Source organism: Nocardiopsis sp. LDBS0036, from assembly GCF_041228755.1.
GTDB classification, from domain to species: Bacteria; Actinomycetota; Actinomycetes; order Streptosporangiales; family Streptosporangiaceae; genus Nocardiopsis; species Nocardiopsis dassonvillei.
The window spans coordinates 6,489,470-6,504,067 of record NZ_CP141103.1; the positions used below are offsets into that span (position 1 = coordinate 6,489,470).

Annotated in this window: 12 protein-coding genes; 5 read left to right on the plus strand and 7 right to left on the minus strand. The window is 73.7% G+C overall.

Annotated elements, in window-relative coordinates:
* Positions 1-45 precede the first annotated feature (45 nt).
* From UIS43_RS27600 to UIS43_RS27610, 3 genes are all read right to left on the minus strand, one after another.
* Positions 46-1,650, minus strand: a complete 1,605-nt coding sequence (locus UIS43_RS27600) for a glycoside hydrolase family 10 protein (RefSeq protein ID WP_370013283.1) — start codon at positions 1,648-1,650, stop codon at positions 46-48.
* A 285-nt stretch (positions 1,651-1,935) separates the two neighbouring features.
* A complete protein-coding gene (locus tag UIS43_RS27605) occupies positions 1,936-3,015 on the minus strand; it encodes a hypothetical protein (RefSeq protein ID WP_013152208.1) in 1,080 nt (359 codons plus the stop codon).
* 103 nt (positions 3,016-3,118) lie between these two features.
* A complete protein-coding gene (locus UIS43_RS27610) occupies positions 3,119-4,162 on the minus strand; it encodes a LacI family DNA-binding transcriptional regulator (protein WP_071621720.1) in 1,044 nt (347 codons plus the stop codon).
* A gap of 439 nt (positions 4,163-4,601) precedes the next feature.
* Between UIS43_RS27610 and manD the strand changes: the two genes are divergently transcribed.
* Positions 4,602-5,816: a D-mannonate dehydratase ManD gene (gene manD, locus UIS43_RS27615; protein WP_117198317.1), complete on the plus strand. Its 1,215-nt coding sequence runs from the start codon at positions 4,602-4,604 to the stop codon at positions 5,814-5,816.
* Between the two features lie 218 nt (positions 5,817-6,034).
* On the opposite strand, the gene aztD is transcribed toward manD, so the two are convergent.
* The 4 genes from aztD to aztB form a co-directional block, all read right to left on the minus strand.
* Positions 6,035-7,237, minus strand: a complete 1,203-nt coding sequence (gene aztD / locus UIS43_RS27620) for a zinc metallochaperone AztD (RefSeq protein ID WP_370012096.1) — start codon at positions 7,235-7,237, stop codon at positions 6,035-6,037.
* Positions 7,238-7,316: 79 nt separating this feature from the next.
* Positions 7,317-8,282 (minus strand): zinc ABC transporter substrate-binding protein AztC, encoded by a 966-nt coding sequence (gene aztC, locus UIS43_RS27625; RefSeq protein ID WP_013152212.1) that lies wholly within the window; start codon positions 8,280-8,282, stop codon positions 7,317-7,319.
* Positions 8,276-9,475 (minus strand): ABC transporter, encoded by a 1,200-nt coding sequence (locus UIS43_RS27630; RefSeq protein ID WP_071621722.1) that lies wholly within the window; start codon positions 9,473-9,475, stop codon positions 8,276-8,278. Before UIS43_RS27630 ends, aztC begins: the two co-directional genes overlap by 7 nt.
* Positions 9,465-10,349, minus strand: a complete 885-nt coding sequence (gene aztB / locus UIS43_RS27635; RefSeq protein WP_013152214.1) for a zinc ABC transporter permease AztB — start codon at positions 10,347-10,349, stop codon at positions 9,465-9,467. The genes UIS43_RS27630 and aztB overlap by 11 nt, the downstream gene beginning before the upstream one ends.
* 63 nt (positions 10,350-10,412) lie before the next feature.
* Here aztB and aztA point away from each other — a divergent pair, with 63 nt between their 5' ends.
* From aztA to UIS43_RS27655, 4 genes are all read left to right on the plus strand, one after another.
* Entirely contained in the window at positions 10,413-11,102 is a 690-nt protein-coding gene (gene aztA / locus UIS43_RS27640; RefSeq protein ID WP_370012098.1) for a zinc ABC transporter ATP-binding protein AztA, read from the plus strand.
* Between the two features lie 172 nt (positions 11,103-11,274).
* The gene (locus tag UIS43_RS27645; protein ID WP_370012099.1) at positions 11,275-12,567 is read left to right on the plus strand and encodes an MFS transporter; all 1,293 of its coding nucleotides are present in this window, start codon (positions 11,275-11,277) and stop codon (positions 12,565-12,567) included.
* A gap of 232 nt (positions 12,568-12,799) precedes the next feature.
* Positions 12,800-14,167 (plus strand): OFA family MFS transporter, encoded by a 1,368-nt coding sequence (locus UIS43_RS27650; protein ID WP_370012101.1) that lies wholly within the window; start codon positions 12,800-12,802, stop codon positions 14,165-14,167.
* An 85-nt stretch (positions 14,168-14,252) separates the two neighbouring features.
* Positions 14,253-14,381 (plus strand): hypothetical protein, encoded by a 129-nt coding sequence (locus UIS43_RS27655; RefSeq protein WP_013152218.1) that lies wholly within the window; start codon positions 14,253-14,255, stop codon positions 14,379-14,381.
* Positions 14,382-14,598 lie beyond the last annotated feature (217 nt).

Below are 14,598 nucleotides of genomic sequence, written 5' to 3' on the forward strand. Positions count from 1 at the left end.
CCCGCCGCCCCTTCCGGGCGGCGGGTCCTCGCGGATGGTCTCGGCTCAGCCGCGCGGGTCGGCGACCTCGCTCACGGGCCCCTCGACCCTGTAGTCGTCCAGCGCCGTCACCACGTACGCGGAACCGGACTCCTCACCGTTCTCCTCGGCCTTCGCGGCGTCCTCGGCGGTGTGGCCGGAGTCCTCCAGCGAGGTCCCGCCGGTCACGCCCACGAGGTTGTCGGAGGAGAGCACGCCGCAGTACTCCTCCGGGTCGCCCGAGTCCGCCCGCGCGGCCTCCTGCGCGTCCAGGCGGTAGACGGCGTAGAAGCGCGCGTCCTCCACCCGCTCCCACTCCACCGCGGTGTGCTCGTCCGCGACCTCGGCGGTCACGTCCTCCACGGCGCCCGCCAGGGACCGGCCTCCGCGGTCCCCTCCCGCCAGGGGCGGCAGGGCGGGGTCGCCGTAGTGCTCGTCGGCCAGGTGGGCGTAGGCCTCCTCGGCCACGCCTGTCAGGGACTTGAAGGAGAAGTAGACGTCGCCGTCGACCTCGGGGTGGTCGGAGGAGTAGTCCAGCTGGGTGCTCAGCGCGTCCTCGTCGGTCCAGTTGCGGTCACCGACCCGGTACGCGCCCTGGCCGACGTACAGGTCCACGTCCGTGTCCTCGACCTGCTCGGCCCACCACGGCAGCAGCTCCTCGTAGTCGGCGGCGTCGAAGCCCCGCTCCCAGTACAGCTGCGGGACGACGTAGTCGACCATCCCCTCCCGGATCCAGGCGCGGGTGTCGGCGTGCTGGGCCTCGTAGGACTCCAGGCCCGAGGTGTCGGACCCGGCGGGGTCGTTCTCGGCGTTGCGCCAGATGCCGAACGGGGAGATCCCGAAGCGCACCCAGGGCTTGGCCTCCTCGATGCGCTCGTGCACACCGCTGACGAAGCCGTTGACGTTGTCGCGCCGCCAGTCCTCGCGGTCCTCGAAGCCGTCGCCGTACTCCTCCCACGTCCGGTCGTCGTCGAACTCCTCGCCGTCCTTGGGGTAGGGGTAGAAGAAGTCGTCGAAGTGCACGCCGTCGATGTCGTAGCGCTCCACCACGTCCATGATCACGCGGGTCACCCACTCCTGGACCTCGGGCCTGCCCGGGTCCAGGAAGCCCTCGCCGCCGTAGCGCACCAGCCAGTCGGGGTGCTCCCTGACCGGGTGGTCCTCGGCCAGCTCCTCGATGTCGGAGTCCATGCCGACCCGGTAGGGGTTGAACCAGGCGTGCAGCTCCAGGCCGCGCTCGTGCGCTCCGGCCACCGCGTACTCCAGCGGGTCGTAGCCGGGGTCGCCGCCCTGCTCGCCGGTGAGGTACTTCGACCACGGCTCCAGGTCCGACTCGTAGACGGCGTCGGCGGTGGGCCGCACGTGCAGGAACACGGTGTTCAGGCCGAGGTCCACCGCCTCGTCCAGGCGCTGGTCCATCTCCGCCTTCTGGTCCTCGGCGGACAGGCCCGGCTCGGAGGGCCAGTCGATGTTGCCGACCGTGGTCAGCCACGCCCCGCGCATCTGCCGCTTGTCCTGGGCGGCCTCGCAACCGGCCGCGCCGGGGCCGGGAAAGGACCCGGTGGGGGAGTGGGCCGCGCCGACGAGGGCGTATCCGGAGATCATGAGCCCCGACGCGGCGGCCGCGGCCACCCACCGGGAGCGCCAGCGCGGTGAGAGGCCGGCTCGTCGTTCAGGGGTCAAGGAAACTCCTCTGAGCTGCGTTGACATCCGTTTGACGTCACGTCGGGCATCAGAGTAGGCGAAGAAGTAACGTTTTGGACAACATGGGTGATTTTGGTGGTTTGAATCTCATCTGCCGGGGAAAAGCAACCACCCCCATCAGGGGCGGCGTCTCGACCCGGTCCGTCCGCCGGGACCGCCCGCGGGGAGGGCCCTCCCCGCCGTGGGCCGGAACCGCCCGTCCCCGGGCACGCCTCAGACGGGGACGAGCGCGCCCGCCAACAGGAGCACGGACACGAGGGCGGCCACGGCCCCGACCGCCACCAGGTAGTGGCGGGGCCGGGTGGTGCCGGGCATCCACGCCAGGACCGCGAGCACGGCGACCAGGGCCGTGGCCCCGATCGGCAGCAGCAGCCGCCAGGCGCGGTCGAGGGAGTCCAGCGGCAGGTAGGGGTTGGCGCCGTACAGCGCCAGCACCAGGGCCGGAAGGCCGATCACCGCGGCTCCGGCCCCGACGGCCAGGGTGAACCGCTCCTGTGCCTCGGCCCCCTGCGCCACCGCGAAGCTCGACATGCCGCCCAGCAGTGCCTGGAGCCGGTCCGACTCCTCGGCCAGTTCGCGCTCCATCGCCTCGCAGTGCTGTACGCCCGCGCGCAGCCGCGCCTCCCAGGCGGGCGCGCCGTCCGCCCCCGTGACCAGGCCGTCCCGCACGCGCAGGTAGGCCTCCTTGTCCCACCTCCAGACACACAGCACCTCGCGGTGGTCCTCCAGAGCCTGGTCGCGCGCCCGGCCGACGGCGGACGAGAGCTCGATGGTCGCCGCGAGCAGGGTGCGCAGCTGCCCGTCAGTCCGCCCGGCGAGGTGGTCGGCCATGCGCTGCTCCAGCTCGTAGCGCAGCTCCCGCAGCCGCAGCACCTCGTTGCGCGAGGACTCGGCGAACGCCTTCACCATGGCCACCGCCCTGGAACGCGTGTCCCCGACGATGCCGTGGGCGGGTTCGTCCAGCGAGGCCACGAGTTCGCCGTCGGGGCTTCCGGCGGCGGGCCGCTCCTGGCGCCAGCCGCTGCTCTCCGCCCACACGGCCTGCACGGCCAGGGCGACCACGGGCGCCTCGCCCCGCTCGGTGCGCACTCGGAACCGGCCGACCACGACCCGCCGCCGACCGCGGGGGCCGATCACCCTCAGCAGCGGTGCGGTGAGGGCCACCCTGGAGTCCCCGGGGCCGGACCCCGCCAGCTCGGGGGCGTCTCCGTGGACGACCCGCGCCTCGATCCCGTATCCCTCTCTGCGGGGGATGCCCGCGAGCACCGTTCGCCGGCCGTTGATGGATTCCATGGGAGAAGAGGGTAGTGACCCGTTCCGGCGGCCCTCGTTCCACCCAGGGAGGAACATCCGGCCACGGGAGCCCGACGATGGATGGGGCCCGCGCCGTCCGCGCTCAGGCTCCGGGCGGCGCCGTGGACTCGCGCACGACCAGCCCGGGAGGGGCGATCGCGGGCACGTCGGCCGGCACCCCGTCCAGCGCGGCCACGAGCGTCAGCGCGGCGGCCCGCCCGAGCCCCACCAGGTCGTGGCCGACCGTGGTCAGCCGAGGCTGTACGAGCGCGCCCAGGGGCAGGCCGTCGTGGCCGACGACGGACAGGTCCCGGGGCACCTCCAGCCCCCGCCTGCGCGCGGCGCTGATCCCGGCGATCGCCATCATGTCGTTGGCGAACAGGATCGCGGTGGGCCGCTCGGCCGCCGACAGCGCCTCGTCGGTGGCCGCGGCCGCCCCCTCGGTGGTGAAGTCGGGGACCGTCAGCACGACGGCGGACAGCCCGTGCCGCCGCACCTGCTCCTCCACGATCCGGCGGCGGAACCCGGTGTGCACGCGGTCCTCGGGGCCGCACACGTAGGCCACCCGCCGGTGCCCCAGCGAGGCCAGGTGCCGGACCGCCTCGACCAGCCCCCGCTCCTGGTCGGGGGCGAGCACCGAGGCGACCGGGTCGTCGCGCCAGGGCATGCCGATCAGCACCGAGGGGAGCCCGAGCCTCCGCAGCAGGTCGAACCGGGGGTCGCGGACCAGGCTCTCGGTGAGGATGACTCCGTCCACCCGGCGCTCCTCGGCCAGACGCCGGTAGGCGCGCCGTTCGGCGTCCTCCTCCTCGCCCACGATGTGCAGCAGCAGACCGTAGTCCATGGGGGCGAGTTCGCGCTCGATGCCCGAGATCAGCACGCCGAAGTGCGGGTCGTAGGACAGCAGGTCGGGGGAGCGGCGCGAGACCATGCCGATGGCCCGGGTGCGGGCCCCGCGCAGGGCCACGGCCGCGGCCGAGGGCGACCACTGGAGCTTCTCCACGGCGTCGAGGACCCGCCGGCGGGTGGGCTCGGCGATGCGGCCCTTGTTGTTGACCACCTTCGACACGGCCGAGACCGACACCCCCGCCAGCGCGGCGACGTCGGAGATCGTGGGGCGGCCGGTGGACCCGCGGACGGCCGTCATGGCGCCTTCCGACCGGACGGGGCGCCGGGGGCTTGCTCGCGCACCAGTGCCGCTCCCTTCGCTGTGGCGGGCTTCCCCGCGCTCGCGCCGCCGCTCCCGGGTGTCGCGGGCATGGCGGGGGCGGGGCGCGGACAGGTCGCCCGTGGGTGTGTGGAGGGCTTCCCGACGCGTGCCGGGGAGTCCTTGGGAAAACGATGAACCCGAACGTTTCGGCGGACCCTACCGCAGTGAGAGAGGTTTTTCCAGGTCTCGACACCCTAGTGGGAAAACGATATATCTACGACGTCAGGCACAGCGCGGGGAGTTGGCGGCACAGCGCGGCGCGACTCCGCCGGGCTCACCAGGGCCCCGGTCCGCGGGGGCGCGCCACCGTCCGGCCGCCCCCGCGGACCGGTTACGCCGGGTGTCGCGGTACACCCCCACCCACGAGGAAGCACCCATGAGGATCACCTCCGCCGACGTCATCGTGACGTGCCCGGGACGCAACTACGTCACCCTCAAGATCACCACCGAGGACGGGACCACCGGCCTCGGCGACGCCACCCTGAACGGCCGCGAACTCTCCGTCGCCTCCTACCTGCGCGACCACGTCTGCCCGCTGCTCGTGGGCCGCGACTCCGGACGTATCAACGACATCTGGCAGTACCTGTACCGCGGCGCCTACTGGCGGCGCGGCCCCGTCACCATGACCGCGATCGCCGCCGTGGACTGCGCCCTGTGGGACATCCTCGGCAAGCGGGTCGGCAAGCCCGTCCACCAGTTGCTCGGCGGAGCCGCGCGCGACGGCGTCATGGTCTACGGCCACGCCAGCGGCCAGTCCGTGGACGACCTCCTGGACTCGGTCGGCGGCTTCCTGGACCAGGGGTACCGGGCGGTGCGTGTGCAGGCCGCCGTCCCGGGCCTGGAGAGCACCTACGGGCTGCACCACCCCGGCACCGGCCACACCTACGAGCCCGCCGACGCGGCGATGCCCACCGACAACGTCTGGCACACCCCCGCCTACCTGGACTTCGCGCCCGAGATGATGAAGGCGGTCCGGGAGAGGTTCGGCTACGGCTTCCACCTGCTGCACGACGTGCACCACCGGCTCTCCCCGCTGGAGGCCGCCCAGCTGGGCAGGTCGCTGGAGCCCTACCGCATGTTCTGGATCGAGGACCCCACCCCGGCCGAGGACCAGGAGGCGTTCCGCGCGATCCGCCAGCACACCACCACCCCGCTGGCGGTGGGGGAGGTCTTCAACACGATCTGGGACTGCCAGCACCTGATCACCGAGCGGCTCATCGACTACATCCGCATGTCGGTCTCGCACAGCGGGGGCATCACGCACCTGCGGCGGATCTTCGACCTGGCCGACCTGTACGGGGTGCGCACCGGCTCGCACGGCGCGGGCGACCTGTCGCCGGTGTCGTTCGCCGCGGCCCTGCACCTGGACCTGACCGTGCCCAACTTCGGCATCCAGGAGTACATGGGGCACCTGGAGCCCGCCAGCGAGGTGTTCCGGACCTCCTACACCTTCGCGGACGGCTACATGCACCCGGGCGACGCGCCGGGTCTGGGGGTGGAGATCGACGAGGAGGCCGCGGCCCGCTACCCCTACGAGGCCCGGTACCTGCCGGTCAACCGCAGGCTCGACGGCTCGATGCACGACTGGTGAGGCGTCCGCCCCGGCCAGGTGGGACCCGGTCCCGTCCTTCGGACCGGCCTCGGCTCGCGGGGGTCCGGTCCGGGCGCGCACGGGCCCTCCCCGCCTGCGCCCGGCGCCGCCCGCCGTCCGGCAGCCGTGCTGCGCCTGAACGGCGCGTTCCGGCACCGTGACGCACGCCGGGGCGGGCGCGCGGGGGACGCGCGCCCGCCCCGGCGGGGAAGGGGCGTCTAGGACGCGACGCCGCTGAGCTCGTTGGGCTCGGCGTCCAGGGTCACCGAGGCCGTGAGCTCACCGGACTCCAGGTCCAGGGCGTGGACCTGCTTCGTGGCGGGGTCGCTCACGTAGGCGGTCGCGCCGCGCACGAACAGCGCCGGGCGGGGCTGCTGCCACTCCAGCGGCTCCTGCCACTCGTCCATGACCTCGATGCTGTCCACGACCTCGCCCGCCTCGGGGTCGATCACGTGCAGGCTGCCGTCGGTGCCCAGGACCAGGGCCTCCCCCTCGGGGCCGCGGCCCAGGGAGCGGAAGGTGTAGCTGGCGGGCAGGTCCACCAGGGTCAGGTCGCCCGCGGCGGTGTCCACGAGCGCGACCCGCTCGGGACGCTCCAGCTCGGCGTCGGGGTCGGTCTTGTAGTCGCCCAGCACGATCGGCGACTCCTCGCTCCCGGCCTGGTTGCCGATGCGCCCGTACTCGTCGGGGCTGTCCACCTTGGTGAACCCGCCGTCCTGGTAGACCAGGACGCCGTCCTCGCAGCCGATGACGACCGCCTCGCCCTCGGCGGTGGTCTCGCCGTGCACGCCCGGGCACTCCTCGCTGCGGGCGACCTCCTCGCCGGAGGCGTCCAGGACGACGGCGCCGACGCGCTCCTCCTCGTCGCCCAGGGTCAGCAGCATCTCGCCGTCGGCCAGCTCCACGGCCACGCCGTGGTGGGCCTCCTCCGCGTTGGTCACGTCGGTCTCGGGCAGGCCGTCGCCGAGGGAGTCGGTGTCGAAGGCGGTGATCTCGCCGCTGCCGTCGGCGAACAGCACGGTCCGGCCCGCGTGCCGGACGACGTGCCCGGGGGTGTCGGCGGGGAAGAGGGTGTCGGTCAGCTCCGCGCCGGCCGCGTCCAGGACCTGGAAGCCCTCCGAGGTGGAGACCAGCACGTGCCGGTCGTCGCCCGCCGGGTTGATCCGGTTGAACCCCTCCAGGGCGATGTCCTGGACGACCTCCAGGGTCTGGCCGTCCAGGACGTACAGGCCGCCGTCGTAGGTGGTGACGACCGGGTTGTCCACCACGGCCTGCGCGGCGGCCCGCTCCTCGCCGCCCTGCTCCTGCGGGGCCTCCTCGCCGGTGCCGCAGGCGGTCAGCAGCAGTCCTGCGGACAGCAGCACGGGCAGCGCCGCCCGTGCCGGGAACCGCGTCGTCGCGTTGTTCGTCGGGGTGTTCACGTTTCTCTCTTTCGGGGTGGAAGGGTCCGCTGCGGGCGGGGGAAGGTGCCGCCGCGGTCGTGCCGGGACTGCGGCCCGGTCACTCGCCACGCAGTCCGGTGGCGATGGCCTCGGTGTTGGAGCGCATCATCTCCAGGTAGGTGGCCGCGCCCCCGCCCTCCTCGCTGAGCGACTCGGAGAACAGGGGGACGACCTCGATGTGCACGCCCGCCTCCTCCGCCATGGCCGTGGCCAGGCGGTCGGGCTGGGAGGAGTCGGCGAAGACGGCCTCGACGCCCGCCGCGCTCACGGCGTCGGCCAGGGACTTGAGGTCGGAGCTGCTGGGCGAGGCCAGGGTGGTGCCGCTGGGGATCACGGCGCCCACGACCTCGAACCCGTAGCGTTCGGCGAGGTAGCCGAAGACGTGGTGGTTGGTCACCAGGTTGCGGTCCTCCTCCGGGATCGCGGCGAACTCCTCGGCCATCCACGCGTCCAGCTCCTCCAGCTGTGCGGTGTAGGCCTCGGCGTTGGCGCGCACGGCCTCGGCGTCCACGCCGTCCACCTCGGCGACCACGTGTTCGGCGATCAGCTCCACGGCCCGGACGACCCGCCGGGGGTCGGTCCAGAAGTGCGGGTCGGGCTCGCCCTCGTCCTCGTTGTCCGCGGCGTCCCCGCCGGGGGAGAAGGCCAGGGGGTCCACCTGGGCGCCGACCTCCAGGGCGGGTATCCCGGCCTCCTCGGCGGCGGCGACGTTGCGCAGCACGCCCTCCTCCAGGCCGAGCCCGTTGTAGACCACGAGCGCCGCGTTCTCCACGAGCGCGGCCTCCCGAGCGGAGATGCCGAAGGAGTGCGGGTCCGCGTTGGGCTTCATCAGGACGGTGACCTCGGCCTCCTCGCCCACGACCTCCCGCGTGAGGTCGCCCAGGATGTTGGTGGTCACCACGATCCCTTCGCCCCCGTCCTCCTGCGAGGAGCAGGAGGCCGTGCCGAGCAGGACCGCCCCGGCCAGGGCGGACGCGGTCGCGGCGCGCAGGAGCGCCTTCGGAGCCGTCACGGCGGTCACCATCCCGTCTCGACCATGAGGTGCGGCGCGATGCCCGGGTCGAGGGTGCGCGCCACGCGCAGGTCGTCGTTGTAGTCGATCTCGTGCACCACACCGCGCCCGGTGTCGTTGACGTAGGCGCGGCTGGTGTCCGCGCGGATGACGGGGGCGTGCGCGGTGTCGGTGCCGTCGAGCAGGTCGGCGGAGGCCAGTTCCCCACCCGAGGCCGGGTCCAGGGAGTGCAGGGTCCCGTCGCCGGTCAGGGCCAGGACGGGGGCGCCCTCGCCGACGGCCGTCGCGGTCACGGCGCCCTCCAGTTCCAGCGCGGTCCAGCCGGGTTCGGCCAGGTCCAGGACCCACAGGTCGCCGCCGGTCGAGACCGAGGCCAGGGTCGCCGAACCGGGGCGGTGCCCGAACTCCTCGACCCGCTCATCGGAGCCGCCGGGGTAGTCCACCAAGTCGCCGGAGAGCTCCCCGTCCTCCTCGGTGACGTGCAGGGCGCCCTCGGCGCAGCCGATGACGGCTCCGCGCCGGGTGACGGCCTGGCCCAGGGGGTCGGTGCAGGCGGCGTCGAGCGCGGCGACGGGGGAGCCGTCCCGGTCGAGCACCTCGACCTCGCCCCCGGAGCCGCCCCCGGCCACCAGGAGGTGTTCGGCGAAGGGCAGGACCACCGCGGCGCCGTCGGGGAGGGCCGCGGCCTCCTCGACCGACCCCTCCTCCAGCGCGGCCCGGTCGAGCACGGCGGCGCCGTCCGGCGCGGACAGCGCGGTCAGGGCGGTGTCGGAGGCGACCCGGCCCGCGGCCAGGCCCTCCACCGTGCCCGCGAGTCCGACACCGGTCCGGTAGTAGTGCTTGTGGTCCCCGTGGTCGACGGTCCACGCCCCGCTGTCCACCACGGTGGTCATCCGGTGGTCGGATGAGTACAGGTACGCGAAGCGGCCGTCCCCGGCGATGCCGTCGAGGCCCTCCACGGGGTCGAGTTCCGTCGTCTCCTCGGTGATCAGGTCGAGCACCCGGACGTCTCCGCTGGCCGGGTCGGCGACTACGAGGCGGGACTGGGGCTCGGCGGTCTCCTCGGCGCCCTCGACGTAGCCGTGCGGGACCTCCTCCTCCGGCTGCTGCTCCGTGCCGTCCTGCGCGGCGCCGCAGCCGGTCAGCAGGACGAGGGCGGACAGTCCGGCCGCGCCCAGCGCGCCGGTGCGGTGTTCACGCCTCATGTGTCATCGGCCTCTCCATCTGTACGGGGTGGTCGGGGGTCGGGTCGGGGGAGCCGCGCCCGCGGGAGCGCGCGGCCGCCGCGAGCGCGGAGGCGAAGAAGAACGCGGTGGCCGTGGCGGCGATCGTGGCCCCGGCCGCCGTCTCCCAGTGCCAGGAGGCGAGCAGGCCGAGGAAGGTCGCGGCGCTGCCCAGCACGGCCGCGCCGAGCATGATCGCGGGCACGCTGCGCGCCCACAGGGCCGCGGCCGCCGGGGGCGCGATGAGCAGCCCGAACACCAGCAGCGTGCCCACCACGTGGAACGAGGCGACCACGGCCAGGGTGACCAGGCCGAGCAGGACGCCGTGGGCGGCCCGGGGCGCCAGCCCCAGGGTGGCGGCCTTGCGCGGGTCGAAGGCCAGGGCGAGGAACGCCCGGTGCCCCGCGACGGCGACGACCAGGGCCGCGGCCAGTGCCAGGCCCAGGTGGACCAGGTCCTGTTCGCGCACCGCCAGGACGTCCCCGAACAGGAAGCCCGTGAGGTCGACCGCGAAGGAGGACGAGTGCGAGACCAGGATCACGCCGAGTGAGAGCATCCCGACGAAGAGCAGTCCGATGCTCGTGTCCTGGGACAGCCGGGACGAGCGGCCCAGCGCGGTGACGCCCGCGGCCATCGCGCCCGCGGCCAGGGCCGCGCCCAGCATGAGGTTCTGGCCCAGCAGGGACGCCAGGGCCACCCCGGGCAGCATCCCGTGCGACATCGCGTCGCCGAGGAAGGCCATGCCGCGCAGCACCACCCAGGTCCCGGCGACGGCGCAGATGAGGGAGACCAGAATGCCTCCCCACAGCGCACGCTGCACGAACACGACCCCGAACGGGTCGAACAGAGCTTCCATAGTGGGACACTGTATAACGATAACCATTGTCATTTGCACATCGGGGTGAGCGTGAGGAACGGGATGAACCGTCTGGAACTGGACGGTGTGTACGCCGGATACGGGCGCGAGGACGTCCTGCGGGGCGTCGACGCGGCGGTCCCGGAGGGCGCGGTCACGGCGCTCGTGGGGCCCAACGGGTCGGGCAAGTCCACGCTGCTCGGCCTCATGGCGGGCACGGTCAGGGTCCGCCGGGGCGGGGTCCGGGCCTCGCGTCCGGCCCGCCCCGCCTTCGTGGTCCAGCGCAGCGCGGTCCCCGACGCCCTGCCGGTCACCGTGCGCGAGGCCGTCGCGATGGGGAGGTGGGCCCACCGGGGGTTCTGGCGGCCGCTGACCCGGCGCGACCGCGCCGTGGTCGCGGAGTGCCTGGACCGACTGGACGTCTCCGACCTGGCCGAACGCCGCCTCGGGGAGCTGTCGGGCGGTCAGCGCCAGCGGGTGCTCATCGCCCAGGGCCTGGCGCAGGAGGCGGACCTGCTCCTGCTGGACGAGCCCTCGGCCGGGCTGGACCACCGTGCGCGCGAGTACGTGCGCCGCGTCCTGGAGCGGGCCCGCGCCGACGGGGTCACCGTCGTGCACGCCACCCACGCCCCCGACGAGGCCTTCGACGCCGACCACTGCCTGGTGCTCGCGGGCGGGCGGATCGCGGCCTCGGGGCCGCCGGAGGAGGCCGCTCGGGCCTGGGAGGGCGCGCGGGGAACCGGGTTCCGTTAGGGGGCGGGACCGGGCGGACGCGGCCGGTTAGCAGCGGGAAGGCGTCACCCCGGGCCATGGGGGAAGGGGCTCCGGGACGCGGCCGGGGGCGGGTGAGGACACCGCCCGGGAACGGGCGGTCGCGGTCCGGGGCGGTGGATCGCGCAGGCGGCGCCTTCCCTAGGCTGGCCGGGTGCTCGTACGGAACCGTTGGGCCGTCCTCTCGGTCAGCATGGTGGCGCAGGTGGCCAGTGTGTCGGCGATGTTCGGCGTGCCCGTCGTGCTGCCGCAGCTGAGGGAGGCCTTCGGCGTCACCACCGCGCAGGCCGGGATGCTGGCCGGTCTGCCCTCGCTCGGCCTGCTGCTCACGCTCCTGGTATGGGGCCTGGTGATCGACCGGTTCGGGGAGCGGCCGACGATGGCGCTGAGCCTGGTGCTCACGGCGTGCGCGCTCGGCCTGCTCTGGGCGGTCTCGGGGCTGTGGGGGGCCGTCGCGGTCCTGCTGCTGGTGGGCGCGGTCGGCGGCCCGGTCAACGCGGCGAGCGGACGGCTGGTGCTGTCGTGGTTCTCCGAGCGCGAACGCGGACTGGCCATGGGCGTCCGCCAGTCGGCGCTGCCCCTGGGCGTTGGCCTCTCCGCCCTGGCGCTGCCCTGGGCCGCCGGTGCCTGGGGGTTCGTCGGCGCGATGACCCTCCCGGCGGTGCTCGCGCTCCTGGCGGTCCCGTTCGTGCTGGCGATGCCCGCCTCCGCTCCCGGGCGGCCCCCGGCACCGGGGGCCGCCGGGGACACCGCGGCCGGGGACACCGCGAGCGCGGATGCCGCTGACGACGCCGCGCGCACCGAGGCCCCCGCGGGCGAGGACGCCGCTGACAGCAGCGGCGGCGCCGCGCGCCCCGCGGCCGGGTCGCCCTACCGGCACGGGCACATCTGGCGGGTGCACGGGGTGAGCATGCTGCTCGGCGTCCCGCAGATCGCGCTGATGACTTACGCCGTCATCTACCTGGTGCAGGAACAGGGGTGGAGCCCGCCCGCCGCGGGCGCGGTCGTCGCGGTGGCGCAGGTGCCCGGGGCGGCCGGGCGGCTGCTGCTGGGCGTCTGGTCCGACCGGACCGGGGACCGGATGCGCCCGGTGCGGTGGCTGGCGGTGGTCTCGGGGGTCTGCCTGGTGCTGCTCGCGGCGCTGCCGGGGGCCTGGGCGTGGACGGCCGTACCGCTGCTCCTGGCCTGCCTGGTCCTGACGATGTGGCACAACGGCCTGACCTTCACCGCCGTCGCCGAGACGGCGGGAACCCCATGGGCGGGGCGGGCCCTGGCCGCGCAGAACTGGCTCCAGGCGGTCAGCACGACCCTGACGCCGGTGCTCATGGCGGCGGTGATCACCCTCGCGGGCCTGCCCTCCGTCTTCGCGGTGAGCGCGCTCTTCTCCGCCGCGGCCGTCGCCGTGGTCCCGGTGGCGCGGGGGCGTCAAGAGAAATGGGGTGTTTGACCGGTTTGTGGCCACTGAGGGCTTGATCATGACGCGTTCATCACATAAGTTCGCTTCCGGCACAGACGTTCGACATTCGTACGATCACTCTCCGTGATGGGGGCTGCTCTCGACAGGGTGGAACACCCCGCCCAGCCCGGTTCCCGGCAACCCCGGGAGGATCCCGGACCGGCAGGAGCGGCCCCGGCGTCGGCGCCCCCACCGCGACAAGGCAGAACACGAAGCGGGATCCATGACGCGCACCAGTCCCCTGACCTCGTTCCTCGACTACGAGAGGAGCATCGCGCCACCCGGCCACAGCCGGTGGCTCATCCCGCCCGCGGCCCTGGCGGTACACCTGTCCATCGGCCAGGTGTACGCGTTCAGCGTCTTCCGCAACCCGCTGGTCGAGCGGTTCGACACCTCGCTGACCGCGATCGGTGTCATCTTCAGCATCGCCATCGTCATGCTCGGCCTGTCGGCCGCGTTCGGCGGCAAGTGGGTGGAGCGCAACGGCCCGCGCAAGGCGATGTTCGTCTCCGGCCTGTTCTGGTCCGGCGGGTTCGCGGTCGCCGCGCTCGGCGTGGCGACCGGCCAGCTCTGGCTGGTCTACCTCGGCTACGGCCTCCTCGGCGGGCTCGGTCTGGGCATCGGCTACATCTCGCCGGTCTCCACCCTCATCAAGTGGTTCCCCGACCGGCCCGGCCTGGCCACGGGCATCGCGATCATGGGCTTCGGCGGCGGCGCGCTCATCGCCTCGCCGCTGTCCTCCGAACTCCTCAACCGCTACGCCGACACCCCCGCGGACGCCATCGCGCCCGCGTTCCTCACCCTGGGCGCGGTCTACTTCGTGGTCATGATGCTGGGCGCCTTCACCGTGCGCGTCCCCCCGGCCGGCTGGCGGCCCCCGGGGGCCGCCGCCGAGGAGCCGAAGGGCGCCTCCGCCGGCGTGTCCCCGGCGCTGGAGGGGGTGTCGGTGGAGACCGCCGTGCGCACCCCGCAGTTCTGGCTCCTGTGGACCGTGCTCTTCTGCAACGTCACGGCGGGGATCGGGATCCTGGAGCAGGCCTCGCCCATGGTGCAGGAGTTCTTCACCGGGGTCGGCCCGGCCGAGGCGGCGGGTTACGTCGGCTTCCTCTCCCTGTGCAACATGCTCGGGCGGCTCGTGTGGTCCTCGGCCTCCGACGCGATCGGCCGCAAGCGCGTCTACATCGGCTACCTCGGCCTGGGCGGGCTCCTCTACCTGCTGATCGCCGTCGCCGGAACCAGTTCGATCGTGCTGTTCGTGGCGCTGACCGGCATCATCCTGTCCTTCTACGGCGGCGGCTTCTCCACGGTGCCCGCCTACCTGAAGGACCTGTTCGGCACCTTCAACGTGGGCGCCGTCCACGGCAGGCTCCTCACCGCCTGGTCGCTGGCCGGGGTCGCCGGGCCGATGATCGTCAACGTCATCGCCGACGCCCAGCTGGCCGCCGGACGCGACGGGGCCGAGCTCTACGGGCTCTCCCTCTACGTCATGGTCGGCGTCATGGCCGTGGGCTTCCTCGCGAACATGCTGGTCCGGCCCCTGCCCGAGCGGGTCCACCAGCGCGACCGCGAACGCGTCGCCGGGCGGAGCTGAGCCCGGATCCGGGGGCGGGGCCGCGACGGGCCCCGCCCCCCGAAACCCCACACACGCCTCACCGGTCACCGATGAAGGGCCACACATGTCAGGCAACCGGACCACCAACGCCTCCGCCGTCACCGCGATCCTGCTGTGGGTGATCGTGCTCGCCGCCCTGGCCTACGGGGTGGCGCAGACCGCGGTGGACGCCGCGGCGCTCTTCGCCTCCTGAGGGCCGACGCCGCCCGCCCGTTCCCACCAGGCGGTACACCGCCGCATCGGCGCGCCCGCCGCCCCGCCCCAGGGGGAAGCGCTGGGCGCGCCGAGGACAACCCGCTCGACCACGGGCCATCCCCCGCCGCCGGGGCTCGGGGGATCCGCCGGTCCTCGGCGGCCTGCGCCGTTACCTCGACGGCCCCGGAAGGGCCTTCCGGAGAGGCCCCGAACGG